The organism is Streptacidiphilus jeojiensis, assembly GCF_042510965.1.
In the GTDB taxonomy this organism is placed as follows: Bacteria; Actinomycetota; Actinomycetes; order Streptomycetales; family Streptomycetaceae; genus Streptacidiphilus; species Streptacidiphilus jeojiensis.
This window is the reverse complement of record NZ_JBEUKS010000013.1, coordinates 234,254-257,767: the sequence shown is the minus strand read 5'-3', so window position 1 is coordinate 257,767 and position 23,514 is coordinate 234,254. Positions and strand designations below refer to the sequence as shown.

Sequence of the window (23,514 nt, the reverse complement as noted above, 5' to 3'; positions counted from 1 at the left end):
CTCACTAGGCGGATAGTCTTCGCTCCACGGCCCTGGTGCCTTCCAAGGGGTGGGATATGAATCAAATGCAGCATGCGCGCAGTAGGCCGCGGGTCCCCGCGGTCCAGTGCGGCGTCGGAGCGGCGAGCCGACGGCTCGACCGTCACCTCGCCGTACTCGGCGCGCCTGCGCTCCCGCAGGTGGATGTGGCGGAAGCGGTCGGCCTCATAAGGGAGCTGACGCCCCGTGGGGTCAGTACTCCGGCGGCGCGCCCCAATCAGGGTGCCCGTATGGTGCTGCTCGCGCCGCTCAAGCGTCTTACCCGCTCGCTCTTCGGCGGCCGTAAGTAGTTCGCCGTCAACCCGGCCAGGACCAGTCAGGTCCTGGCCGGGTTTGGCATGCCCGGCGCGGTGAACCCGTTCCGCCGCTGTGAGTCGGGCCGATGAAACCCGTGTGAACAGAGTCGATCTACCCCTCGGTATCCGAAAGCATGGATCAGTCGGGCGGCTTGGGGATCGAACACCCGTCTGTTGGGCAGGGGTACCCCTGCAACGGATGGCGGGTGGGGTCATGCGGAGGTGGGGCGGGCGATGGACGGCACGGCACACGGGGAACGGCTCAGGGTCGGGCTCCTCACCAGGGAGTTCCCGCCCGACGTGTACGGCGGAGCCGGCGTCCACGCCGAGTTCCTGGCAAGGGAGTTGCGCGGCCTGGTCGATCTGGACGTGCACAGCTGGGCGCTGGGCGGCAAGGCCTGGCCGGGGCAGACCGCGGACTCGCCCGGGGTGTACCGGCACGCCGGCGACCCGGGACTCGCCGACGCCAACGCGGCGCTGCGCACCCTCTCCGTCGACCTCGCCCTGACCGCCGCCGTCGCCGACCGCCAGCTGGTGCACTCGCACACCTGGTACGCCAACCTCGGCGGCCACCTGGCGAAGCTGCTGCACGGCATCCCGCACGTGCTGACCGCGCACTCGCTGGAGCCCCTGCGCCCTTGGAAGGCCGAGCAGTTGGGCGGCGGCTACGCCGTCTCCAGCTGGGTCGAGCGCACCGCGGTGGAGGCCGCCGACGCGGTCATCGCGGTCTCCCACGGCATGCGCAGCGACCTGCTCGCCTGCTACCCGGCACTGGACCCGGCCCGGGTCCCGGTGGTGCACAACGGCATCGACACCACGCTCTACCACCCCGACCTGGGCACCGACGTGCTGGAGCGGCTGGGCATCGACCCGGACCGGCCCACGGTGGTCTTCGTCGGCCGGATCACCCGGCAGAAGGGCGTGCCGCATTTGCTGCGCGCCGCCCGGAGGTTCGACCCGTCGGTGCAGCTGGTGCTGTGCGCCGGCGCCCCGGACACCGACGAGGTGGACCGCGAGTTCCGGGAGCTGTTCGCCGAGTTGAGCGCCTCCAGGGAGCACGTGCACTGGATCGCCGAGATGCTGCCGCGCCCCGATGTGGTCCAACTGCTGTCCAGGGCCTCGGTCTTCGTCTGCCCTTCGGTCTACGAGCCGCTGGGCATCGTCAACCTGGAGGCCATGGCCTGCGGCACCGCCGTGGTGGCCTCGGCCGTCGGCGGCATCCCGGAGGTGGTCGACGACGGCCGTACCGGGCTGCTGGTGCCCTACCACGGCCGGGACGCCGAGGAGTTCGAGAAGTCCTTCGCCACCGCGGTGGACAGCCTGGCGCTGGACCCGGAACGGGCCGCCCGGCTGGGTGCGGCGGGGCGCGAGCGGGCGGTCGCCGAGTTCGGCTGGGACGCGATCGCGCGCCGCACCCTGGAGGTCTACCAGGACGCGCTGGGACGGGCGTCGTGAGCGGCGCCGCGGTGACAAGCAGCAGTGTCGACACCAACAGAGGGAGCGTCCATGGCCGGTAGCCCGTCAGTTCTCGGCATCGTCCTCGCCGGCGGCGAGGGCAAGCGGCTGATGCCGCTCACGGCCGACCGCGCCAAGCCCGCGGTGCCTTTCGGCGGCGCCTACCGACTCATCGACTTCGTGCTGTCCAACCTGGTGAACGGCGGCATCAACCGGATCTGCGTGCTGACCCAGTACAAGAGCCACAGCCTGGACCGCCACATCACCCAGACCTGGCGGATGACCAGCATCCGCGGCGACTACGTCACCCCGGTCCCGGCCCAGCAGCGGCTCGGGCCGCGCTGGTACCTGGGCAGCGCCGACGCCATCTACCAGTCGCTCAACCTGGTCTACGACGAGCAGCCGGACTACATCGTGGTGTTCGGCGCCGACCACGTGTACCGGATGGACCCGCAGCAGATGCTGCGCCGCCACATCGAGTCCGGCGCCGGGGTGACCGTGGCCGGCATCAAGGTGCCGCGCAGCCAGGCCTCCGAGTTCGGCGTGATCACCACCGCCGCCGACGGCCGATCGGTCGAGGGCTTCCTGGAGAAGCCCGCCGCACCGCCCGGGCTGCCCGACGACCCGGACCGGGTGTTCGCCTCCATGGGCAACTACATCTTCACCACCAAGGTGCTGCTGGACGCGCTCCAGCGGGACGCCGAGGACGAGGGCTCGGTGCACGACATGGGCGGCAGCATCCTGCCGATGCTGACCGACAACGGCCAGGCCGAGGTCTACGACTTCGACGACAACCAGGTCCCCGGCGAGACCGAGCGGGACCACGGCTACTGGCGCGACGTCGGCACCCTGGACGCCTACTACGACGCCCACAGTGACCTGATCTCGGTGCACCCGGTGTTCAACCTCTACAACCGGCACTGGCCGATCTTCACCCACCCCGCGCAGCGGCCGCCGGCCAAGTTCGTCGCCGGCGGGATGGCGGCCGAGTCCATGGTCTCCACCGGATGCATCATCAGCGGCCAGGTCACCGGCTCGGTGCTGGGCCCCGGCGTGGTCGTCGAGTCCGGCGCGGTGGTGCAGGAGTCGGTGCTGATGGACGGGGTCAGGGTGGGCCGGGGCGCGGTGGTGCGCAAGGCGATCCTGGACAAGAACGTCGTGGTGCCGCCCGGCGCCGTGATCGGCGTCGACCCGGGCCGGGACCGGGAGCTGTACACCGTCTCGGCCGGGGGAGTGGTGGCCCTGGGGAAGGGGCTGCGGGTGCGCTGACGGGTGCGCGTCACCGGCCTGGCCTAATGCGCCGAGCGGCGCGGCGGCGGCGCACCTACGTTCGAAGGAGTCCTGCCCGAGCTCCGGGCACCCGGCTCTGAAAGGGCGTTAGCTCATGCGCAGCCCCCGCCGATCCGTCGCCGTCGCCTCAGCAGGGCTGGCCGCGCTGGTCCTCACCTCCACCGTCGCCTGCTCCAGCAGCAGCAAGAGCAGCGCCACCAGTGCCGTCAGCGGAAAGGCCACCGCCGTCGCCGCGGCGGCCAAGGCCAAGGCATCCGGCGCCGCGGCGAGCGTGTCGGCGAAGGCCGCCGCGGCCGCCGCGTCCGCCTCCGCGAAGGTGGCCTCGGCCAAGGCGAGTGCCAAGGCCACCGCCTCGTCGACGGCGCTGACCAAGAACGTGACCGCCGGCGCCTTCTGCTCCACCGCCGGGGCCTCCGGGGAGACCGCCAAGGGGCTCGCCGTCAGCTGCGTCGCCGACAGCAAGGGCAAGGACCGCTGGACCTCGGTCGCGGTCACCGGCACCAACGCCAGGGCGGGAGCCTTCTGCGCCACCACCGGCGCCAAGGCGACCGGCAGCAACAGCACCGCCCTGGTCTGCAAGGCCGGCTCGGACGGCCGGGACCGCTGGACCAAGCAGTAGCGGGCGGCGAACGTAAGAAGCCCCGGTTCGGGACTCCTGCCCTGGCGCAGGAGTCCCGACGGCGTTCCTGGGGATGAAGTGGGCTGGGGAAGCCGTGAGGGCGGACACCGATCGAGCAGAAGGGCACGGCGAATGGCGCTGCACACGGGTCGTCAGGAGAGCCACGACGGCAAGGGCGGGCACCAGGTCTCGGTGAACCCGTTCCTGGGGGCGGCCAACCCGGAGGTCGGCAGCATGGTGACGGCACCGCCGAAGCACCGGCTGCCGTCCGGGCCGATGGCGGCGGACATCGCCTACCAGATCGTCAGGGACGAGCTGATGCTCGACGGCAACGCCCGGCTGAACCTGGCCACCTTCGTCACCACCTGGATGGAGCCGCAGGCCACCCTGCTGATGGCGGAGTCCGTCGACAAGAACATGATCGACAAGGACGAGTACCCGCAGACCGCCGAGCTGGAGCGCCGCTGCGTGGCGATGCTCGCCGACCTGTGGAACGCCCCCGACCCGGCCGGTGCCGTCGGCTGCTCGACCACCGGGTCCAGCGAGGCGTGCATGCTCGCCGGGATGGCGCTGAAGCGCCGCTGGATGCAGCGCAACGCCGAGCGCTACGCCGCCGGTGCCCGCCCCAACCTGGTCATGGGCGTCAACGTCCAGGTCTGCTGGGAGAAGTTCTGCAACTTCTGGGAGGTCGAGCCGCGCACCGTGCCGATGGAGGGCGACCGCTACCACCTGGACGCCGCCTCGGCGGTCGGGCTGTGCGACGAGGACACCATCGGGGTGGTCGCCATCCTCGGCTCCACCTTCGACGGCAGCTACGAGCCGGTGTGGGACATCTGCGCCGCCCTGGACGAGCTCCAGGGCAGCACCGGCCTGGACATCCCGGTCCACGTCGACGGGGCCTCCGGAGCCATGGTCGCGCCGTTCCTGGACCCGGAGCTGCGCTGGGACTTCCGCCAGCCCAGGGTCGCCTCCATCAACACCTCGGGCCACAAGTACGGGCTGGTCTACCCCGGGGTCGGCTGGGCGCTGTGGCGCGACCGCGAGGCGCTGCCGGAGGAACTGGTCTTCAAGGTCAACTACCTGGGCGGCGAGATGCCCACCTTCGCCCTCAACTTCTCCCGCCCCGGGGCCGAGGTCGTGGCCCAGTACTACACCTTCCTGCGGCTGGGCCGGGACGGCTACCGCGCGGTCCAGCAGGCCAGCCGGGACATCGCGGTCTCACTGGCCCGCCGGATCGAGGCCATGGGCGTCTTCCGGATGCTGAGCTGGGGCGACGAGCTGCCGGTCTTCGCCTTCACCACCACCGACGACGTCACCGCCTTCAATGTCTTCGACGTCTCCCGGCGGCTGCGCGAACGCGGCTGGCTGGTCCCGGCCTACACCTTCCCGGAGAACCGCACCGACCTGGCGGTGCTGCGGGTGGTCTGCCGCAACGGCTTCTCCAGCGACCTCGCCGACCTGCTGGTGGAGGACCTGAGTCGGCTGCTGCCGGAGCTCCAGGCGCAGCCCGGGCCGCTGCAGGGGTCAGGCGGACCCTCGGGCTTCCACCACTGAAGCCTGCTACGGCCAGAGCTGCTCGCGGGTCCAGCCCGCGTCGGTGGCGGTGTAGCGCAGCCGGGTGTGGCCCCGGCCCGGCGAGCCCTGCCAGAACTCGGCGCTGACCGGCCGCAGCAGGAACAGCGCGTGGGCCGGGGTGGTGAGGTCGGGATCGGCCGTGACCCGGTCCAGCGCCTCGGCGTAGGCGGCGTCCAGCAGGGTGCGGTCGGCCAGCGGTTCGCTCTGCCGGCCGACCAGGATGGCCGCGCGGGAGCCCGGCAGCCGGGACCGGAAGTCCTCGGCGGCGGTGCCGGCGTCGGCGCGGAGCACGGGGCCGCGCAGCCGGATCTGGCGGCCCTGCTCGCGCCAGTGGAAGCCGAGGGCGGCCTGCGGACGGTCGGTCAGCTGACGGCTCTTCGGACTGTCCGCGTCGGTGGCGAAGAGCCAGCCGTCGGCGGTGGCGTCGCGCAGGGCGACGATCCTCAGGTCCGGGAGGCCGTCCCGGTCGACCGTGGCCAGGGCCATCGCATGGGGCTCGCTGACGCCGGATCGGAGCGCTGCGGTCAGCCAGTCGAGGAAGAGCGGGAACGGTTCAGCGGGGGCTGCCGAGGGGTCGAAGGACGGCAGCGGTTCCCTGAGCATGGGGACACCGAACAGCAGGGAGCGTACGGGTGAGGGCACGGGCTCAGGGTACTAAGGGTGTGGACTTCGGGTGCGGACCGTAGGGGGCTGGTCGCGCAGTTCCCCGCGCCCCTGGGGGGCTGCAACTGACCCACCGTGAGTAAGTGGCACCTACCTGAGGGGCGCGGGGAACTGCGCGGCCAAGCCCCTACGCGCCTGCACCCAACGCCGTGGCGATCGATTCGGCGAGGCGGTCCAGGTAGTCACCGCTGATCGGCGTCCGCACCACCGCCAGCCGCCAGTACAGCGGACCGGCGATCAGGTCCAGGGCCAGATCCGGGTCGGTGTCGGCGGGCAGCTCACCGCGGGCCACCGCCTTCCGCACCAGCGCCGCACTGCTCTGCCGCTGCGCGGCGTCCAGCGCCGCGGCCAGGGTCTCGGCGATCTCCGGGTTGCGCGCGGCCTCGGCCAGCAGATCGGGGACGATCTGCGCGGCCAGCGGGTGCCGCAGCACCCGGGCCAGCACATGGACGAACATCCGCAGATCATTGCGGAGCGAGCCGGTGTCCGGGAGGATCAGCCCCAGCGCGGCGACCTCGGAGACCACCTCGATGACCATGGGAAGCTTGGAGCGCCAGCGGCGGTAGACGGCTGTCTTCCCCACCCCGGCCCGGCGTGCCACGGCCTCGATGGACAGGCGCCCGTAACCGCTCGCGGCGAGCTCCTCGAACACCGCGGTGCGGATGGCCTCGGTGACGTCGTCGCGGAGTACCGCCGCGCCGGCCGGGGCCCGTTTGACCCCGTCCGACCTGTCGGTTCTCTTTGAATCCCCAGTCAGCATGGGCGCCATTGTAGCGTCAGGACGATACGGTTGCGTTCTCACGTGGAAGCCCCTAGTTTTTCCCTTACTACGACGAGACGCTACCGTTCCGTCGTATCGGTCGGGGGCAAAGGGCTTGGGAGTAGCGTGTCCACGGTGTACGAGCAGCGGCTGGCAGGTGTCGCCGGTCCCGATGGGGACTCGGGCTTGAGCCCTGGCGACCTGGCAGCCAAGTACGGACTTGCGGTCAGCGGTAAGCGGCCCCCGCTGGGTGAGTACACCCGCCGGCTGTGGTCGCGGCGCCATTTCATCGTGGCCTTCGCCACAGCCCGGTTGACCGCGACCTACACGGCGGCGCGGCTGGGGCAGATCTGGCAGGTGATGACGCCGCTGCTGAACGCGGCCGTCTACTACCTGATCTTCGGTCTGCTGCTGGGCACCAACCGGGGAATCCCGAACTTCATCGCGTACCTCTGTACCGGTGTGTTCGTGTTCCAGTTCACCCAGTCGGCGGTGCTTTCGGGCACCCGTTCGATCGCCGACAACCTCGGCCTGATCCGGGCGCTGCACTTCCCCCGGGCCTGCCTGCCGATCGCCTTCACCGTGATCCAGCTGCAGGAGCTGCTGTTCTCGATGGGCGTCCTCGGCGTGATCGTGCTGGCCACCGGTGAGCCGCTCACCCTGCGCTGGGTGCTGATCCTGCCGATCCTGTTCCTGCAGTCGGTGTTCAACGCCGGGCTGGCGATGCTCATGGCCCGGATCGGGGCCAAGACCACGGACATGGCCCAGCTGATGCCCTTCATCATCCGCACCTGGATGTACACCTCGGGCGTCTTCTGGAGCGTCACCACCTTCACCCACAAGGCCCCGCACTGGGTCGCGGTGATCCTCAACAACAACCCGGCGCTGATCTTCAACGACCTGATGCGCTACGCGCTGATGGACTCGGTGTCCTCGAGCAGCCTGCCGCACCATGTCTGGATCATCACACTGGCGTGGGCCGTGGTGGTCGGTCTCGGCGGCTACATGTTCTTCTGGAAGGCCGAAGAGGAGTACGGACGTGGCTGAGACCTCGACGAACGAGCGCAGCGCGGCGGCGGACGGAGCGGAGTCGGTCGACGCGGACGAACTGGAGCGGATGGCGCAGGAGGAGGAGCTGCGCAGGGTCGCCGCCTCCCGGCGTGCCGAGAAGGTCCCCACCGTGATCGTGGACGACGTCCACATCGTCTACAAGATCTACGGTGCCGGTGCCGGTCGCGGTTCGGCGACCTCGGCGCTGTCGCGGATGGTGCGGCGGAAGGCGTCGCCGGCCATCTCCGAGGTGCACGCGGTCCGCGGCATCAGCTTCACCGCCTACAAGGGCGAGGCGGTCGGCCTGATCGGCTCCAACGGGTCGGGCAAGTCGACCACCCTGGCCGCGGTGGCCGGGCTGCTGCCCACCCAGTCCGGGTCGATCTACACCGACGGCCAGCCCTCGCTGCTGGGCGTGAACGCGGCCCTGATGAACGACCTGACCGGCGAGCGCAACGTGGTGCTGGGCTGCCTGGCGATGGGCATGTCCTACGCCGAGGTGCGCGAGAAGTACCAGGGCATCGTCGACTTCTCCGGGATCAACGAGCGCGGCGACTTCATCTCGCTGCCGATGCGCACCTACTCCTCCGGTATGGCGGCGCGGCTGCGGTTCTCCATCGCCGCGGCCAAGACCCACGACGTGCTGCTGATCGACGAGGCGCTGTCCACCGGCGACAGCGCCTTCCAGAAGCGCAGCGAGGACCGGATCCGGGAACTGCGCAAGGAGGCCGGTACGGTCTTCCTGGTCTCGCACAACAACAAGTCGATCCGGGACACCTGCGACCGCACCATCTGGCTGGAGAGCGGTGTGATCCGGGCGGACGGTCCCACCGAGGAGATCGTCGCCGAGTACGAGAAGTACATGAAGAGCCGGTAAGCGCAGGTAAAGAGCGGTACCGGCAGGATATGACGCCGTGACACCCCGCCGTCGCCACCCCCGGCGGCGGGTTTGTCACACCGGAGTCCTAAGCTATGAGCAAGATCCCTGGGATCGCCCCGGGGGGAGCTGACCGGATGCGGCGCGGGCGCGGCAGTGGGAGGCTGGCGTGTCCGCTGTGGGCAGGCCGTGAAGATCGGTGTAGAACGGGGGGGTGGCGGTCATGACAGTGCGTCGACAGGCAGCAGACAAGAAGCAGGCGGACGAGCAGGCGGGGAGTCAGCAGGCCTCCGTGGTCGTGCTGGACAAGGCGGCCCGGGAGAACTTCCCGGTGGCCCCGTTCTTCATGCCCGCCGCGATGCGCGCCGGGCTGATGGCCGTCTACGGCTTCGCCCGGCTGGTCGACGACGCGGGGGACGGCGACCTGGAGGACCCGGCGGCCACCGCGGCGGTCCTGGGCGCCGCCGACGCGGAAGCCCCCGCGCTGCTGGACGCGCTGGAGGCGGACCTCGACCGGGTGTTCGAGACGGTGCTGGGAACTCCGGGGGCCGAGGCCCCCAGGCATCCGCTGATGGCCGCCCTGGTGCCGGTGGCCGACCGGCACGCACTCACCCCCGAGCCGTTCCGGGCCCTGATCCAGGCCAACCGGGTGGACCAGACCACCAGCCGCTACCCCGACATCGACGCGCTGATGGGGTACTGCGAGCTCTCCGCCAATCCGGTGGGCCTGATGGTGCTGCAGCTCGCCGGGCTGGCGACCCCGGAGCGGGTCCGGCAGTCCGACGCGGTCTGCAGCGCGCTGCAGATCATCGAACACCTGCAGGACGTCGCCGAGGACCGCGCCCGGGACCGGATCTACCTGCCCGCCGCCGACATGGCCGCGTTCGAGGTCACCGAGGCGGACCTGGACGCCGAACACGCCGGACCCGCGCTGCGCGCCCTGGTGGCCTTCGAGGCGCAGCGGGCCCGGGTGCTGCTGGACCAGGGCGCGCCGCTGGTCGGTACCGTCGGCGGTCGGCTGCGGCTGCTGCTGGCCGGCTTCGCCGCCGGCGGCTACGCGGCCCTCGACGCGATCGCGGCGGCCGACAACGATGTGCTGGCCGGGGCCCCCAAGCCCCGTAAGAGCCGTCTCCTGCGGGAGGCGGCGGCGACTCTGGTGAGAGGACGGTGAGTCGGCGCATGGAGGTGGCCTCAGAGCTTTCCCTGCCGGTGTCCCCGCAGGCGGCAGCGGCGTACCACTACTGCGAGGCGGTGACCGGGGCGCAGGCCCGCAACTTCTCCTACGGCATCAGACTGCTCCCCGCCGACAAGCGCCGGGCCATGTCCGCCGTCTACGCGCTGGCCCGCCGGATCGACGACATCGGTGACGGCGAGTGGTCCGACGAGCGCAAGGCCGAGCACCTGGGCCTGACCAGGGCGCTGCTGGACGAGATCCGCGAGGGCAGGGTCGAGGCCGAGGACGTCGACCCGGTGAAGGTCGCCCTCGCCGACGCCTGCTCCCGCTTCGCCATCCCGCTGGACGCCTTCGACGAGCTGATCGACGGCGTGGAGATGGACGTCCGCGGCGCCGAGTACCAGACCTTCGAGCAGCTGCGGGTCTACTGCCGCTGCGTCGCCGGCACCATCGGCCGGCTGTCGCTGGGCGTGTTCGGCTGCACCGACCCCAAGCGCGGCGCCGAGTTCGCCGACACCCTGGGCCTCGGGCTGCAGCTCACCAACATCCTGCGCGACGTCCGCGAGGACGCCGCCAACGGGCGCACCTACCTGCCCGCCGAGGACCTCGCCAGGTTCGGCTGCGAGCAGGGCTTCCTGGGCCGTCCCGCCGCCGGGGCCGACTTCACCGGACTGGTGCTCTTCGAGGCCAGGCGGGCCCAGGAATACTTCGACGAGGGGCTGTTGCTGCTGCCGATGCTGGACCGGCGCAGCCGGGCCTGTGTGGCGGCGATGGCCGGCATCTACCACCGGCTGCTGGAGCGCATCGTCCGCGAGCCGGAGGCGGTGCTCCGCGGACGGGTGTCGCTGCCGGGGTGGGAGAAGGCGTATGTGGCACTCTCGGGGCTGGCCGGAGGGCGTCGTAGTTGAGTGAACGTCGGACGGCGGCGACTGACCGTGGCGTGTTTGTCACACAGGGTCGTTGGGGAGTCACGTCGTTGAAGAACGAGGCGGGCGTGCAGGCACGTCGGCATGTAGGGAGAGGCGCATGAACGGGCGGACGGCGGTGGTCGTCGGCGGGGGGCTCGCGGGGATCACTGCCGCGCTGCGCCTGGCCGACGCGGGGGCGGCGGTGACCCTGGTCGAGGCCCGTCCCCGGCTCGGGGGTCTGGCGTTCTCCTTCAAGCGCGGGGACCTGTGGGTCGACAACGGCCAGCACGTCTTCCTGCGCTGCTGCACGGCCTACCGCGGGCTGCTGCAGCGGCTCGGGGTCACCGACCAGGTCGAGATCCAGCGGCGCCTCGACGTCCCGGTGCGGGATGTGACGACCGGTCGGACCGGTTCGCTGAGCCGGGCCGGGCTGCCGGTGCCGCTGCACCTGGCCAAGAGCCTGGCCCTGTACCCGCACATGAGCACCGCGGAGAAGCTGGCCACCGGCCGCGCCGCGCTGGCCCTGCGCGGTCTCGACCTGGAGGACCCGGCGCTGGACCGGGAGTCCTTCGGCGACTGGCTGCGCCGCCACGGGCAGTCGCCCCGGGCCGTCGACGCGCTGTGGGACCTGGTCGGCGTGGCCACCCTGAACGCGACCGCCGACGACTCGTCACTCGCCCTGGCCGCCATGGTCTTCAAGACCGGGCTGCTCAGCGACCCGGGCGCGTCCGACATCGGCTTCGCCAAGGTCCCGCTCGGTGCGCTGCACCACGACGCCGCGGAGACCGAGCTGGAACGCGCCGGGGTGCGGATCCTGCTGCGCACCAAGGTGACGCAGCTGAAGTCGGCGGAGGGCGGCGGCCACCGGGTGGAGCTGGCCGGCGAGCGGCTGGACGGCGGCTCGGAGCTGCTGGAGGCCGTGGACACGGTGGTGCTGGCGGTCCCTCAGGACGAGGCCCACGGGCTGCTCCCGCCCGGCAGCATCGACCGGCCCGAGCGGCTGCTGGAACTGGGCCACGCACCCATCCTCAACGTGCACGTCGTCTACGACCGGAAGGTCCTGGACCGGCCGTTCCTGGCCGCGCTCGGCTCGCCGGTGCAGTGGGTCTTCGACCGCACCGCGCACTCCGGGCTGCGCGGCCCCGGGCAGTACCTGGCCCTGTCCCAGTCCGCCGCGCAGGACGAGATCGACCTGCCGGTGGCCGAGCTGAGGCGCCGTTACCTGCCCGAGCTGGAGCGGCTGCTGCCCGCGGCGCGCGGCGCCGGGGTCACCGAGTTCTTCGTCACACGGGAGCGGACCGCGACCTTCGCGCCCGCACCGGGATCGGCGCCGCTGCGCCCCGCCGCCCGTACCCGCACGCCGGGCCTCTACCTGGCGGGAGCGTGGACGGCCACCGGCTGGCCCGCGACCATGGAGAGCGCCGTCCGCAGCGGCAACGCCGCCGCCGGCGCCGCGCGGGCCGACCTCGCCGGGGCGGACGGCACGGCAGCAGGCAGCGCCTCCCGAACCGGCTGACGAACCCGCAGACAGGTTGGTTGATGACAGCGACAGCAGAGCCCCGGACGAACAGTCAGAACGGAGAGGGAGCTAGCGTGGTTTCGAGCCCTGAGGAGACTCGCCCGGCACGAGCGGTGGAGCAGTCCGTCGGCACCGTGGATGCTGCGGATGTACGGTTCCTGCTCGAACGTGGCAGATCGCTCTGTACTCCCGTGCTGCGGGAGGCCGTCGGACGACTGGCGCCACCCATGGACCGGGTATCCGCCTACCACTTCGGCTGGACCGACGCCGAGGGCAGGCCCACCGAGGGCGACGGCGGCAAGGCCGTCCGCCCCGCGCTGGCGCTGCTCTCCGCACAGGCGGCGGGCGCTCCGGCCGAGATCGGTATCCCCGGCGGTGTTGCCGTCGAACTGGTGCACAATTTCTCACTGCTCCACGACGACCTCATGGACGGCGACGAGCAGCGCCGGCACCGGGCCACGGTCTGGACCGTGTTCGGCCCGGCGCAGGCGATCCTGGTCGGCGACGCGATGTTCGCGCTGGCCAACGAGGTGCTGCTGGAGGCGGCCGACAAGGGCGGCGCCACCGGGGTGGACGCGGGCCGGGCCGTGCAGCGGATCACCCTGGCCACCCGCAAGCTGATCGACGGCCAGGCCCAGGACCTCTCCTTCGAGCACCGGGACCGGGTGAGCGTCGAGGAGTGCCTGGAGATGGAGGGCAACAAGACCGGCGCGCTGCTCGCCGCCTCCGCCTCGGTCGGCGCGGTGCTCGCCGGCATCGACGACGCCGGGGCCGACGCGCTGGAGCGCTACGGCTACCACCTGGGGCTGGCCTTCCAGGCCGTGGACGACCTGCTCGGCATCTGGGGCGCCACCGAGGTCACCGGCAAGCCCAACTTCGGCGACCTGCGCCAGCGCAAGAAGTCCCTGCCGGTCTCGGCCGCGCTGGCCGAGGGCGGCCCCGCCTCGGTGCGGCTGGCCGAGCTGCTGGCCGATCCGGAAGGACGCGGGCACGAGGACGAGGAACAACTCGCGGTCCGCGCGGCTTTGATCGAGGAGGCGGGCGGACGCGCCTGGACCGCCGAGGAGGCGCGCCGGCAGCACCGGACCGCGCTGGCGGCCCTCGACGAGGTGCCCATGCCCGCCAAGATTCGGGAGCAGTTCGCAGCGCTCGCCGAATTCGTAGTGGTCAGGGAGAGGTGACGAGATGACAGCAACCGCGGACGGCCGGCTCGACCCACAGTACGAGGCAGAGCCTGCTGCGGAGAGTGCGAAGTCGACCGAGGCCGGAAAGACGGCTCCGGCGTTCGGAGAGGAGGTGGCGGCGGGCGAGGAGCCGGGGGAGTCAGCGACTCCCTCCCAGGAGGGCCTGCCCGAGGACGTCCGCGCGCTGGCCGCGCAGACCCTGGAGCGCGCCACCGCGCACCTGCTCGGCCTCCAGGACGAGCAGGGCTGGTGGAAGGGCAACCTGGAGACCAATGTCACCATGGACGCGGAGGACCTGCTGCTCCGTCAGTTCCTGGGGATCAGGACCGAGGAGCAGACCAGGGCCACCGCCGACTGGATCCGCTCGCAGCAGCTTCCGGACGGCACCTGGGCCACCTTCTACGGCGGTCCGTCGGAGCTGTCCACCACCATCGAGGCCTATGTCGCGCTGAAGCTGGCCGGGGACGACCCGCAGGCCCCGCACATGCTCCGGGCCTCGGCCTACATCCGCAAGGGCGGCGGGATCGCCGCGGCGCGGGTGTTCACCAGGATCTGGCTGGCGCTGTTCGGCTGGTGGCCCTGGGAGCGGCTGCCCGAGCTGCCGCCCGAGGTGATCTTCCTGCCGCGCGGCTTCCCGCTGAACATCTACTCGTTCGGCTGCTGGGCCCGGCAGACCATCGTGCCGCTGACCGTGGTCTCCGCGCACCGCCCGGTGCGCGAGGCCCCGTTCGCCCTGGACGAGCTGCACACCGACCCGGCCGACCCGTACCCGGCGCGGCCCTTCGCCGCCGCGCACACCTGGGACGGCTTCTTCGAGCGGTTGGACCGGGTGCTGCACCTCTACCACCGGATGCCGGTGAAGCCGGTGCGCAAGCTGGCCCTGCAGCAGGCCGCCCGCTGGATCGTGGACCGCCAGGAGGCCGACGGCTGCTGGGGCGGCATCCAGCCGCCCGCCGTCTACTCGCTGATCGCGCTGCACCTGCTCGGCTATCCGCTGGACCACCCGGTGATGAAGGCCGGCCTGGCCGCCTTCGAGCGCTTCACCGTGCACACCGACGAGGGCCACCGCTGGATCGAGGCCTGCCAGTCCCCGGTGTGGGACACCTGTCTCGCGGTGGTCGCACTGGCCGACGCCGGGCTCCCCAAGGACCATCCGGCCCTGGTCAGCGCCACCGACTGGATGCTGGACGAGGAGGTCGTCAAGCGCGGCGACTGGGGCGTGCAGCGCCCCCGGCTGCAGCCCGGCGGCTGGGCGTTCGAGTTCGACAACGACAACTACCCGGACATCGACGACACGGCCGAGGTCGTGCTCGCCCTGCGCCGGGTGGAGCACCCCAGGCCCGAGCGGGTCGAGGCGGCGGTCGGACGCGGCGTCGAGTGGACCCTGGGCATGCAGTCCAAGAACGGGGCCTGGGCCGCCTTCGACGTCGACAACACCAGCACCCTGCCCAACAAGCTGCCGTTCTGCGATTTCGGCGAGGTGGTCGACCCGCCGTCGGCGGACGTCACCGCGCATGTCGTGGAGATGCTCACCTCGGTCGGCATGACCGACGACCCCCGGGTGCGGCGCGGCGTCGAATGGCTGCTGCGCGAGCAGGAGGAGGACGGCTCCTGGTTCGGCCGCTGGGGCACCAACTACATCTACGGGGTGGGTTCGGTGGTCCCGGCGTTGGTCTCGGCCGGCATCCCGGCCACGCACAGCTCGGTGCGCCGGGCCGTGCTCTGGCTGGAGCAGCACCAGAACGCGGACGGCGGCTGGGGCGAGGACATGCGCTCCTACAGCGACCGCAGCTGGGCCGGGCGCGGCACCTCCACCGCCTCGCAGACCGCCTGGTCGCTGATGGCGCTGCTGGCGGCCGGCGAGACCGGCGAGACCGTGGACCGGGGCGTGCGCTGGCTGGCCGCCACCCAGCTGCCCGAGGGCACCTGGGACGAGCCGGAGTTCACCGGCACCGGCTTCCCCTGGGACTTCTCCATCAACTACAACCTCTACCGCCTGGTGTTCCCGGTGACGGCCCTCGGCCGCTACCTGCACGGAACCCCGGAGCTGGACGCGGGCGTCCCGGTACAGGAGGAGCGGATCCGCCACCAGCGGCCGCTGCTGACGGGGAGGCGATCGCGGTGAGCACCGGATGAGTACGGAGCCTGCCAGACCGGGCCGTCCGGAGGGGCGGCTGCTGCTCGCCTGCGCGCTGGGGGCCGAACAGGCCGCCCTGCGCGCGGGCGTGCGCGCCGCCCCGTCGGTGCGGCTGCTCCGTACCGGTATGGGCGGGGAGAAGGCCTTTCGCTCCGTCAGCAGTGCGCTGGCGCAGGAGGAGCGCGAGCCGGGCGCCTTCCTCTTCGCGGGCTTCGGTGCGGCGGTGGGGCCGGGAATACGCCCCGGAGACGTCCTGGTTGCCACTGAGGTGCGTGATGCCGGCAGTGGTGGTGCGGACGGAGCCGGGGCCGGGACCGGGCTGCCCGGTCCCGAGACGCTCGCCGCCGCGCTGCGCTCGGTCGGGCTGACCGTGCACACCGGCCCGCTGTTCAGCGCGGACGCGGTGGTGCGCGGTGACCGCCGGGCGGAACTGCACGCCGCGGGGGTGGCGGCGGTCGACATGGAGACCGCCGGGGCGCTGCGCGCCCTTCCCGCCGGGCTGCCGGCTGCGGCCGTCCGCGTGGTCGTCGACACCCCCGAGCACGAACTGCTGCGCCCCGGCACCCTCCTCCACGGCCTGCGCGCCTGGCGCGCGCTGCGCACGGCCGCACCCGTACTCGCCGCTTTCGGCTCGCCGTTCTCAGAAAGGGCTCTGGTGACCTCCTCATGACCGCGATCTCGCTCGGAATGCCGTCCACGCCGCTCAAGCCGCTTGCCGTGCGGCGCAAGAGTCGTCAGATCATGGTGGGGAGCGTGGCGGTCGGTGGTGACGCGCCGGTGTCGGTGCAGTCGATGACCACGACGCTGACCTCGGATGTCAATGCGACGTTGCAGCAGATCGCGGAGCTGACGGCGTCGGGGTGTCAGATCGTGCGGGTGGCGTGCCCGTCGCAGGACGATGCGGATGCGTTGGCGACCATTGCGCGCAAGTCGCAGATCCCGGTGATCGCGGACATCCACTTCCAGCCGAAGTACGTGTTTGCGGCGATCGATGCGGGGTGTGCGGCGGTGCGGGTGAACCCGGGCAACATCCGGCAGTTCGACGACAAGGTCAAGGAGATCGCGAAGGCGGCGTCGGAGGCGGGGGTGCCGATCCGGATCGGGGTCAACGCGGGGTCGTTGGACCGGCGGCTGCTGGAGAAGTACGGCAAGGCCACGCCGGAGGCGTTGGTGGAGTCGGCGCTGTGGGAGTGCTCGCTGTTCGAGGAGCACGGCTTCCGTGACATCAAGATCTCGGTGAAGCACAACGACCCGGTGGTGATGATCGCGGCGTACCGGCAGTTGGCGGCGGCCTGTGACTATCCGTTGCACCTGGGGGTGACCGAGGCGGGTCCGGCGTTCCAGGGGACGATCAAGTCGGCGGTGGCGTTCGGTGCGCTGTTGAGCGAGGGGATCGGGGACACCATCCGGGTGTCGCTGTCGGCGCCGCCGGCGGAGGAGGTCAAGGTCGGCAACCAGATCCTGGAGTCGCTGAACCTGCGTCAGCGGGGTCTGGAGATCGTGTCCTGCCCGTCCTGTGGCCGGGCCCAGGTGGACGTGTACAAGCTGGCGGAGGAGGTGACCGCGGGTCTGGAGGGCATGGAGGTGCCGCTGCGGGTCGCCGTGATGGGCTGTGTGGTGAACGGCCCGGGTGAGGCTCGGGAGGCGGACCTGGGTGTGGCTTCGGGCAACGGCAAGGGGCAGATCTTCGTCAAGGGCGAGGTGATCAAGACCGTGCCGGAGTCGAAGATCGTGGAGACGCTGATCGAGGAGGCCCTGAAGCTGGCGGAGCAGATGCAGGACGCGGGTGTCGCGTCCGGCGAGCCCACCGTCGCCGTCAGCTGACCGCAGCCCCCAGCCGAACCGGCCAACTGCCCGACTGCTGAACGAAGGTGATCACATGTCGCTGCTGGAGTCCATTCAGAGCCCCGCCGATCTGCGGCTGCTCCCCGCCGACGAGCTGCCACGCCTCGCCGAGGAGATCCGTGACTTCCTGATCGAGGCCGTCACCCGAACGGGCGGACACCTCGGACCGAACCTGGGCGTGGTGGAGCTGACCATCGCGCTGCACCGGGTGTTCGACTCCCCGAAGGACCGGATCCTCTTTGACACCGGTCACCAGAGCTACGTCCACAAGCTGCTCACCGGCCGTCAGGACTTCAGCCGGCTGAAGGCGGCCGGCGGCCTGTCCGGCTACCCGTCCAGGGCCGAGTCCGAGCACGACGTGATCGAGAACTCGCACGCCTCCACCGTGCTCGGCTACGCCGACGGCCTGGCCAAGGCCAACGAGCTGCAGGGCCGGGACGACCACAGCGTGGTCGCGGTGATCGGCGACGGCGCGCTGACCGGCGGAATGGCCTGGGAGGCGCTGAACAACATCGCCGAGGCCCGGAACCGTCCCCTGGTCATCGTGGTCAACGACAACGAGCGCTCCTACGCGCCGACCATCGGCGGGCTGGCCAACCACCTGGCCACCCTGCGCACCACCCAGGGCTACGAGCGCTTCCTGTCCTGGGGCAAGGAGGCGCTGCAGCGCACCCCCGGCGTCGGCGCCCCGATCTACGAGGCGCTGCACGGGGCCAAGAAGGGCTTCAAGGACGCCGTCGCCCCGCAGGGCATGTTCGAGGACCTGGGCCTGAAGTACATCGGCCCGATCGACGGCCACGACCCGCAGGCGCTGGAGTCGGCGCTGAAGCGCGCCAAGGGCTTCGGCGGCCCGGTGATCGTGCACTGCCTCACCGAGAAGGGCCGCGGCTACCGCCCGGCCGAGCTGGACGAGGCGGACCACTTCCACCAGGTCGGCGCGATCGACCCGATCACCTGCGAACCGCTGCGCCCGTCCAGCGGCATCTCCTGGACCTCGGTGTTCGGCGGCGAGCTGGTGGAGATCGGCAGGGAGCGCAGCGACGTGGTGGCGATCACCGCGGCCATGCTCCAGCCGGTGGGCCTGGGCAGGTTCGCCAAGGAGTTCCCGGACCGGATCTACGACGTCGGCATCGCCGAGCAGCACGCCGCGGTCAGCGCCGCGGGCCTGGCCACCGGCGGGCTGCACCCGGTCGTCGCGGTCTACGCGACCTTCCTCAACCGGGCCTTCGACCAGGTGCTGATGGACGTGGCGCTGCACCGCTGCGGGGTCACCTTCGTGCTGGACCGGGCCGGGGTCACCGGCACCGACGGCGCCAGCCACAACGGCATGTGGGACATGTCCATCCTGCAGGTGGTCCCCGGCCTGCGGATCGCCGCACCGCGCGACGCCGACCAGCTCCGCGCGGAGCTGCGGGAGGCGCTGGAGGTGGACGACGCGCCGACCGTGGTCCGCTTCCCCAAGGCCGAGGTCGGCCCGCCGATCCCGGCGATCGAGCGGATCGGCGGCGTCGACGTGCTGATGCGCACCGCCGAGCCCGGCACCGCGCCGGACGTGCTGATCGTCGCGGTCGGCACCATGGCCCCGGCCTGCCTGGACGCGGCCGCGCTGCTCACCGCCGACGGACTGACCGCGACCGTGGTCGACCCGCGCTGGGTCAAGCCGGTCGACCCGGCGCTCACCGAGCTGGCGGCCCGGCACCGGCTGGTCGTCACGGTGGAGGACAACGGCCGCGTCGGCGGCGTGGGCTCCGCGGTGGCGATGGCGCTGCGGGACGCCGAGATCGACATCCCGACCCGCGAGCTGGGCATCACCCAGGAGTTCCTGGCGCACGCCTCACGCAGTGAGATCCTGGACCAACTCGGCCTCACCGGACCCGGCGTCGCCGCGCAGACCGCGGGCTTCGCCAAGGCGATCGGGCTGGGGCGGCGCCGGCAGCAAGAAGCCGTACCGACCGGATTGGAAGCCCAGCGTGGCATCTGACATCGTGACACCCAAGGCAGACGGGACCCCCGAGGCGGAGGAGCAGGCCGCGGCGCCGGCCTCCGCGGGCCGCCCCTTCGACGTCGCCGCACTGCTGGCGGAGCGCGGGGCCGAGCGCTACCAGCTGCACAGCGAGTACCTGAACCACCAGCTGCCGCGGATGCTGCACACCATCGGCTTCGACAAGGTGTACGAGCGGGCCCAGGGCGCGTACTTCTACGACGCCGAGGGCAACGACTACCTCGACATGCTGGCCGGGTTCGGCATCTTCGCCCTCGGCCGGCACCACCCGGTGGTCCGTCAGGCGCTGCACCAGGTGATGGACCTGGAGCTGGCCGACCTGACCCGTTTCGACTGCCAGCCGCTGCCGGGCCTGCTCGCCGAGAAGCTGCTGTCCTACGCCCCGCACCTGGACCGGGTCTTCTTCGGCAACAGCGGCACCGAGGCGGTGGAGACCGCGCTGAAGTTCGCCCGCTACGCCACCGGGAAGCGCCGGATCCTGTACGCCGACCACGCCTTCCACGGGCTGACCACCGGCTCGCTCTCGGTCAACGGCGAGGAGGGCTTCCGCAAGGGCTTCGCCCCGCTGCTGCCGGACACCGCGCTGGAGCTCGGCGACCTCGCCGCGCTGGAGCGCGAGCTGAAGAAGGGCGACGTCGCCGCGCTGATCGTGGAGCCGATCCAGGGCAAGGGGGTGCACCCCACGCCGCCCGGCTACCTCAAGGCGGCCCAGGACCTGCTGCACCGTCACAAGGCGCTGCTGATCGCGGACGAGGTGCAGACCGGGATCGGCCGCACCGGTGACTTCTTTGCCTACCAGCACGAGGCGGGGGTCGAGCCCGACCTGGTGTGCGTGGCCAAGGCCCTGTCCGGCGGCTACGTGCCGGTCGGCGCCACCCTGGGCAAGCAGTGGATCTTCGAGAAGGTCTACTCCTCGATGGACCGGGTGCTGGTGCACTCCGCCAGCTTCGGCTCCAACGCCCAGGCCATGACGGCGGGGCTCGCCACCCTGCACGTCATGGAGGACGAGCAGGTGGTGGCGAACGCCCGCCGGGTGGGCGACCTCTTCCGCGAGCGGCTGGCCGAACTCAAGCCGAAGTACGAGATGCTGGCCGACGTGCGCGGCCGGGGCCTCATGATCGGCATCGAGTTCGGCCGCCCCAAGTCGCTCAAGCTGCGCACCGGGTGGACGGCCCTGCAGGCGGCCCGCAAGGGGCTCTTCGCGCAGATGGTGGTGGTCCCGCTGATGCAGCGGCACCGGATCCTCACCCAGGTCTCCGGTGACTTCCTGGAGGTCATCAAGCTCATCCCGCCGCTCACCATCACCGAGACCGAGGTGGACCGCTTCGTCGCGGCCTTCACCGAGATCATGGACGAGGCGCACAGCGGCACCGGCCTGATGCGGGACTTCGGCAAGACCCTGATCAAGCAGGCCGTCGCCAACCGCTAGGGACTGTCCGGACGGCTCGTACGACGGGCCGTCAGACCTCCAGGTGCTCCTCGATCTGCTTCATCCGGTGCCGCGCCATCGCCAGGTTGGCGCGGTGCCGGTCCAGGGCCAGGTAGAAGAAGATGCCCTTGCTGCTGTGCCGGGTCAGCGGCCGGATGATGTGGTACTGGTTGGTGAGCGTGATCAGAATGTCCTCGATCGTCTCGTTGTGGAGATTGAGCATCTCCATGGTCCGCATCTTGGCGCGGACCACGTCGGTGTTGCCGGCGGCGGCGACGTTGAGGTCCAGTTCCTTGGTGGCGCCGAGGGTCCCGAGGGCCAGGCCGCTGCTGTAGTCGACGATCGCGACGCCCAGCGCTCCCTCGACACTCATGGCCTCCTTGAGCGCGGTCTCCATGTTCGGCATGTGCGGGCATCCTCCTGAACGGGGTCGGACGGGGGGACCATTCGTGGTCCCCGCAGTCCACGACCCTAGGAGCCGGGTCTTGCGGCACATGCCGCTTGGTCGAAAGTGATCAGGAGAAGCCGGTGGATCAACCTCGCTGGATCACCGCTTGACTCTTTATGATCGCTAAATGTCCGATAAAGATCGCTGAATCGGCGGTCCGGCCGGTTCGAAGATCCACCCGCGGCCCGGCGGGACGCCTTCCAGCTGCACCGGTATTGAATGGCCGGGGGAATGGGCGGTGTTTACGGCCGTCGCCCGAGTGACCAACGCCATATCGACGGTTGCGTTTGAAGTGACGAACGCAACAGTGGGGCGGAGGGAATCTGCAGGATCAGCGGCTCGAATTGGCGTGCCGGGCCGCCAGTTCCTCGCGCCGCAGGATCAGTACCGGGCGCTCCGGCGCGACCGCGTCGGTGCGCAGCGCCCTGCGCCGGTTCCAGAGGGCGCGCATGCGCTGGTCCGCGGTGGCGATCACCGGTTCGAACAACGGCAGCACCAGCAGCACCAGGGCCCCCGCCGCCCAGCCCGCCAGCACGTCGCTGACCCAGTGCGTGCCCAGGTACACGGTCGTCAGACCGACGGTGGTGCCCAGGAACCCGGCCAGCACCGCCGCGATCCGGCGGTGCCGGACCGCGAGGTAGGCGAGGACGCCCCAGGTCACCACGGCGTTGGCGGTGTGCCCGGAGGGGAATATGCCGCCGCCCTGGAAGAGCGCGCTGGAGTCGATGACGTGGGCGTAGTGCGGGCCCAGCCGCCCCATGCCGATCTTCACCGCCCCCACGGTCATGTTCAGCAGTACCAGCGCGACGCCCAGCACCAGCAGCGGCCGCCAGCTCCGGCTGCGCCAACTGCGCCAGCCCAGCCAGGCGGTGGCGATGATCGCGGAGGGGCCGCGCTGGCCCAGCACCACGTAGGAGTTGAGGAATCCCTGGGCCTCGGGCCAGTGCTCGTACGGCTTGTAGAGCATCACGTCCCAGTCGAACGCGACCAGGCGCGAGGTGGCCAGTACGGCCACGATCACGGCCAGATAGAAAGCAGAAGTGAAGAGAAAGAGGGCTTTGTGTGTGCGACTCAGCGGGGACCACGGATTCGCCGCTGGAGCGGGCTGTCGCGGGGCTGTCGTCCTGGCGGGCTCTGCCGGTGGGGCCTCTCTCTGCTGGTTTCGCACCTCTTCGACTTTACAGGGGGTGCCAGGGGTGGTCCGCAGCCGGTAGGCCTTCGTAATAACGCTGTTACCTCTGCGGTCGTAAGTTCTGTATAAACGGTCCCGGTGCGCCGGGAGTGGTACGGGAGTCGGCTTGAATAGTGATCAGAAGCGAATGCAATCAGCCGCTCGAAGGTTTGATCGGGGAATTTCGGGGCAGTCGTGGAAGTTAAGCTTCGGATGAGAATTGCCGCGCATGCGTTTCTTTTCGCCGCCACCGGAAATAAGAGGGCCCGGGACCAGGTCACCTGGTCCCGGGCCCTCGTGGGGCACGGCGGGTGTCAGACCGTGCCGCCGCCCAGCGTCAGCCCGCCGTCCAGCACCAGGGTCTGCCCGGTGATCCAGGACGCCTGCTCCGACAGCAGGAAGGCAACCGCCCCGCCGACGTCCTCGGGCACCCCCAGCCGCTTCAGCGGGTAGGTCGCCGCCACCTCCTCCTCGTGGCCCACGAACAGGGCCTCCGCGAACTTGGTGCGCACCACCGCGGGCGCCACCGCGTTCACCCGCACCGTGGGGGCCAGCTCGTAGGCGAGCTGCTGGGTGAGCTGGATCAGCGCCGCCTTGCTGGCCCCGTACATGCCGATGCCGGGCGCCGGGCCGAGCGCGCTGACCGAGGAGACGTTGACGATCGCGCCGCCCCGCTCGCGCAGCGAGGCCTTGTGCACCAGCTGCACCCAGCCCAGGGTGGACACCAGGTTGATGTCCAGGATCTTCCGGGCCGCGGCCAGGTCCAGATCGACCATCGGGCCGTAGGCGGGGTTGGTGCCGACATTGTTGACCAGGTGGTCGATCCGGCCGAACCGCTCCATGGTCCGGTCCACGACCTCGGCGCGGTGCGCCTCGTCATGGCTCTTCCCGGCGATGCCGAGGGCCCGCTCCGGACCGCCCAGCCGCTCCACGGCGGTGGCGAGGCTCTCCGCGTCGCGTCCGGTGATCACCACCCGCTCGCCCCTGGCCACCAGTGCCTCGGCCACGGCGAAGCCGATGCCCCGGCTGGCTCCGGTCACCAGCGACACCTTGTCGTTCGGTGTTGCAGTCAT

General features: G+C 71.0%; 21 protein-coding genes. 16 read left to right on the top strand and 5 right to left on the bottom strand.

What is annotated here, in order from left to right; all coding sequences use genetic code 11:
- The first annotated feature begins 56 nt into the window (after nucleotides 1–56).
- From ABUW04_RS31355 to ABUW04_RS31335, 5 genes are all read left to right on the top strand, one after another.
- Nucleotides 57–329, top strand: coding sequence for a hypothetical protein (locus ABUW04_RS31355; protein WP_084715467.1), 273 nt, complete (start codon nucleotides 57–59; stop codon nucleotides 327–329).
- A gap of 240 nt (nucleotides 330–569) precedes the next feature.
- The gene (glgA, locus tag ABUW04_RS31350; RefSeq protein ID WP_380567872.1) at nucleotides 570–1,790 is read left to right on the top strand and encodes a glycogen synthase; all 1,221 of its coding nucleotides are present in this window, start codon (nucleotides 570–572) and stop codon (nucleotides 1,788–1,790) included.
- 51 nt (nucleotides 1,791–1,841) lie between these two features.
- Nucleotides 1,842–3,059, top strand: a complete 1,218-nt coding sequence (glgC, locus tag ABUW04_RS31345; protein WP_030265762.1) for a glucose-1-phosphate adenylyltransferase — start codon at nucleotides 1,842–1,844, stop codon at nucleotides 3,057–3,059.
- A 115-nt stretch (nucleotides 3,060–3,174) separates the two neighbouring features.
- On the top strand, nucleotides 3,175–3,699 hold the full coding sequence (locus ABUW04_RS31340) for a hypothetical protein (RefSeq protein ID WP_380567871.1): 525 nt from the start codon (nucleotides 3,175–3,177) through the stop codon (nucleotides 3,697–3,699).
- A gap of 132 nt (nucleotides 3,700–3,831) precedes the next feature.
- Nucleotides 3,832–5,253 carry a glutamate decarboxylase gene (locus ABUW04_RS31335; protein WP_030265769.1) on the top strand — a complete coding sequence of 474 codons (1,422 nt, stop codon included), beginning with the start codon at nucleotides 3,832–3,834 and terminating at the stop codon, nucleotides 5,251–5,253.
- Between the two features lie 6 nt (nucleotides 5,254–5,259).
- Here ABUW04_RS31335 and ABUW04_RS31330 read toward each other — a convergent pair whose 3' ends face one another.
- Complete coding sequence (locus tag ABUW04_RS31330) at nucleotides 5,260–5,916, bottom strand: pyridoxine/pyridoxamine 5'-phosphate oxidase (protein WP_380567870.1); 657 nt, start codon at nucleotides 5,914–5,916, stop codon at nucleotides 5,260–5,262.
- Nucleotides 5,917–6,064: 148 nt separating this feature from the next.
- Nucleotides 6,065–6,697: a TetR/AcrR family transcriptional regulator gene (locus ABUW04_RS31325; RefSeq protein ID WP_037598222.1), complete on the bottom strand. Its 633-nt coding sequence runs from the start codon at nucleotides 6,695–6,697 to the stop codon at nucleotides 6,065–6,067.
- Nucleotides 6,698–6,823: 126 nt separating this feature from the next.
- Here ABUW04_RS31325 and ABUW04_RS31320 point away from each other — a divergent pair, with 126 nt between their 5' ends.
- The 11 genes from ABUW04_RS31320 to ABUW04_RS31270 all read left to right on the top strand — a co-directional run bounded on the left by ABUW04_RS31320 (nucleotide 6,824) and on the right by ABUW04_RS31270 (nucleotide 20,822).
- Nucleotides 6,824–7,744, top strand: a complete 921-nt coding sequence (locus ABUW04_RS31320) for an ABC transporter permease (protein WP_037598216.1) — start codon at nucleotides 6,824–6,826, stop codon at nucleotides 7,742–7,744.
- A gap of 70 nt (nucleotides 7,745–7,814) precedes the next feature.
- Nucleotides 7,815–8,624: an ABC transporter ATP-binding protein gene (locus ABUW04_RS31315; protein WP_030265779.1), complete on the top strand. Its 810-nt coding sequence runs from the start codon at nucleotides 7,815–7,817 to the stop codon at nucleotides 8,622–8,624.
- Between the two features lie 223 nt (nucleotides 8,625–8,847).
- Entirely contained in the window at nucleotides 8,848–9,795 is a 948-nt protein-coding gene (gene hpnC / locus ABUW04_RS31310) for a squalene synthase HpnC (RefSeq protein ID WP_380567869.1), read from the top strand.
- An 8-nt stretch (nucleotides 9,796–9,803) separates the two neighbouring features.
- Nucleotides 9,804–10,706, top strand: a complete 903-nt coding sequence (gene hpnD, locus ABUW04_RS31305; protein WP_380567868.1) for a presqualene diphosphate synthase HpnD — start codon at nucleotides 9,804–9,806, stop codon at nucleotides 10,704–10,706.
- Nucleotides 10,707–10,824: 118 nt separating this feature from the next.
- Nucleotides 10,825–12,222 carry a hydroxysqualene dehydroxylase HpnE gene (gene hpnE, locus ABUW04_RS31300; RefSeq protein ID WP_051726561.1) on the top strand — a complete coding sequence of 466 codons (1,398 nt, stop codon included), beginning with the start codon at nucleotides 10,825–10,827 and terminating at the stop codon, nucleotides 12,220–12,222.
- Between the two features lie 23 nt (nucleotides 12,223–12,245).
- Nucleotides 12,246–13,406: a polyprenyl synthetase family protein gene (locus ABUW04_RS31295; protein WP_084715468.1), complete on the top strand. Its 1,161-nt coding sequence runs from the start codon at nucleotides 12,246–12,248 to the stop codon at nucleotides 13,404–13,406.
- A 4-nt stretch (nucleotides 13,407–13,410) separates the two neighbouring features.
- On the top strand, nucleotides 13,411–15,534 hold the full coding sequence (shc, locus tag ABUW04_RS31290) for a squalene--hopene cyclase (RefSeq protein ID WP_084715469.1): 2,124 nt from the start codon (nucleotides 13,411–13,413) through the stop codon (nucleotides 15,532–15,534).
- Between the two features lie 7 nt (nucleotides 15,535–15,541).
- A complete protein-coding gene (locus ABUW04_RS31285) occupies nucleotides 15,542–16,216 on the top strand; it encodes a phosphorylase family protein (RefSeq protein ID WP_380567867.1) in 675 nt (224 codons plus the stop codon).
- Entirely contained in the window at nucleotides 16,213–17,370 is a 1,158-nt protein-coding gene (gene ispG, locus ABUW04_RS31280; protein ID WP_380567866.1) for a flavodoxin-dependent (E)-4-hydroxy-3-methylbut-2-enyl-diphosphate synthase, read from the top strand. The genes ABUW04_RS31285 and ispG overlap by 4 nt, the downstream gene beginning before the upstream one ends.
- A gap of 55 nt (nucleotides 17,371–17,425) precedes the next feature.
- A complete protein-coding gene (gene dxs, locus ABUW04_RS31275) occupies nucleotides 17,426–19,372 on the top strand; it encodes a 1-deoxy-D-xylulose-5-phosphate synthase (RefSeq protein ID WP_037598225.1) in 1,947 nt (648 codons plus the stop codon).
- A 91-nt stretch (nucleotides 19,373–19,463) separates the two neighbouring features.
- Complete coding sequence (locus ABUW04_RS31270; protein WP_380567896.1) at nucleotides 19,464–20,822, top strand: aspartate aminotransferase family protein; 1,359 nt, start codon at nucleotides 19,464–19,466, stop codon at nucleotides 20,820–20,822.
- A gap of 31 nt (nucleotides 20,823–20,853) precedes the next feature.
- Here ABUW04_RS31270 and ABUW04_RS31265 read toward each other — a convergent pair whose 3' ends face one another.
- The 3 genes from ABUW04_RS31265 to ABUW04_RS31255 form a co-directional block, all read right to left on the bottom strand.
- Nucleotides 20,854–21,228, bottom strand: a complete 375-nt coding sequence (locus tag ABUW04_RS31265; protein WP_030265816.1) for a hypothetical protein — start codon at nucleotides 21,226–21,228, stop codon at nucleotides 20,854–20,856.
- 373 nt (nucleotides 21,229–21,601) lie between these two features.
- Entirely contained in the window at nucleotides 21,602–22,291 is a 690-nt protein-coding gene (locus ABUW04_RS31260) for a phosphatase PAP2 family protein (protein ID WP_051726565.1), read from the bottom strand.
- Between the two features lie 464 nt (nucleotides 22,292–22,755).
- Nucleotides 22,756–23,514 carry an SDR family oxidoreductase gene (locus ABUW04_RS31255; protein WP_030265823.1) on the bottom strand — a complete coding sequence of 253 codons (759 nt, stop codon included), beginning with the start codon at nucleotides 23,512–23,514 and terminating at the stop codon, nucleotides 22,756–22,758.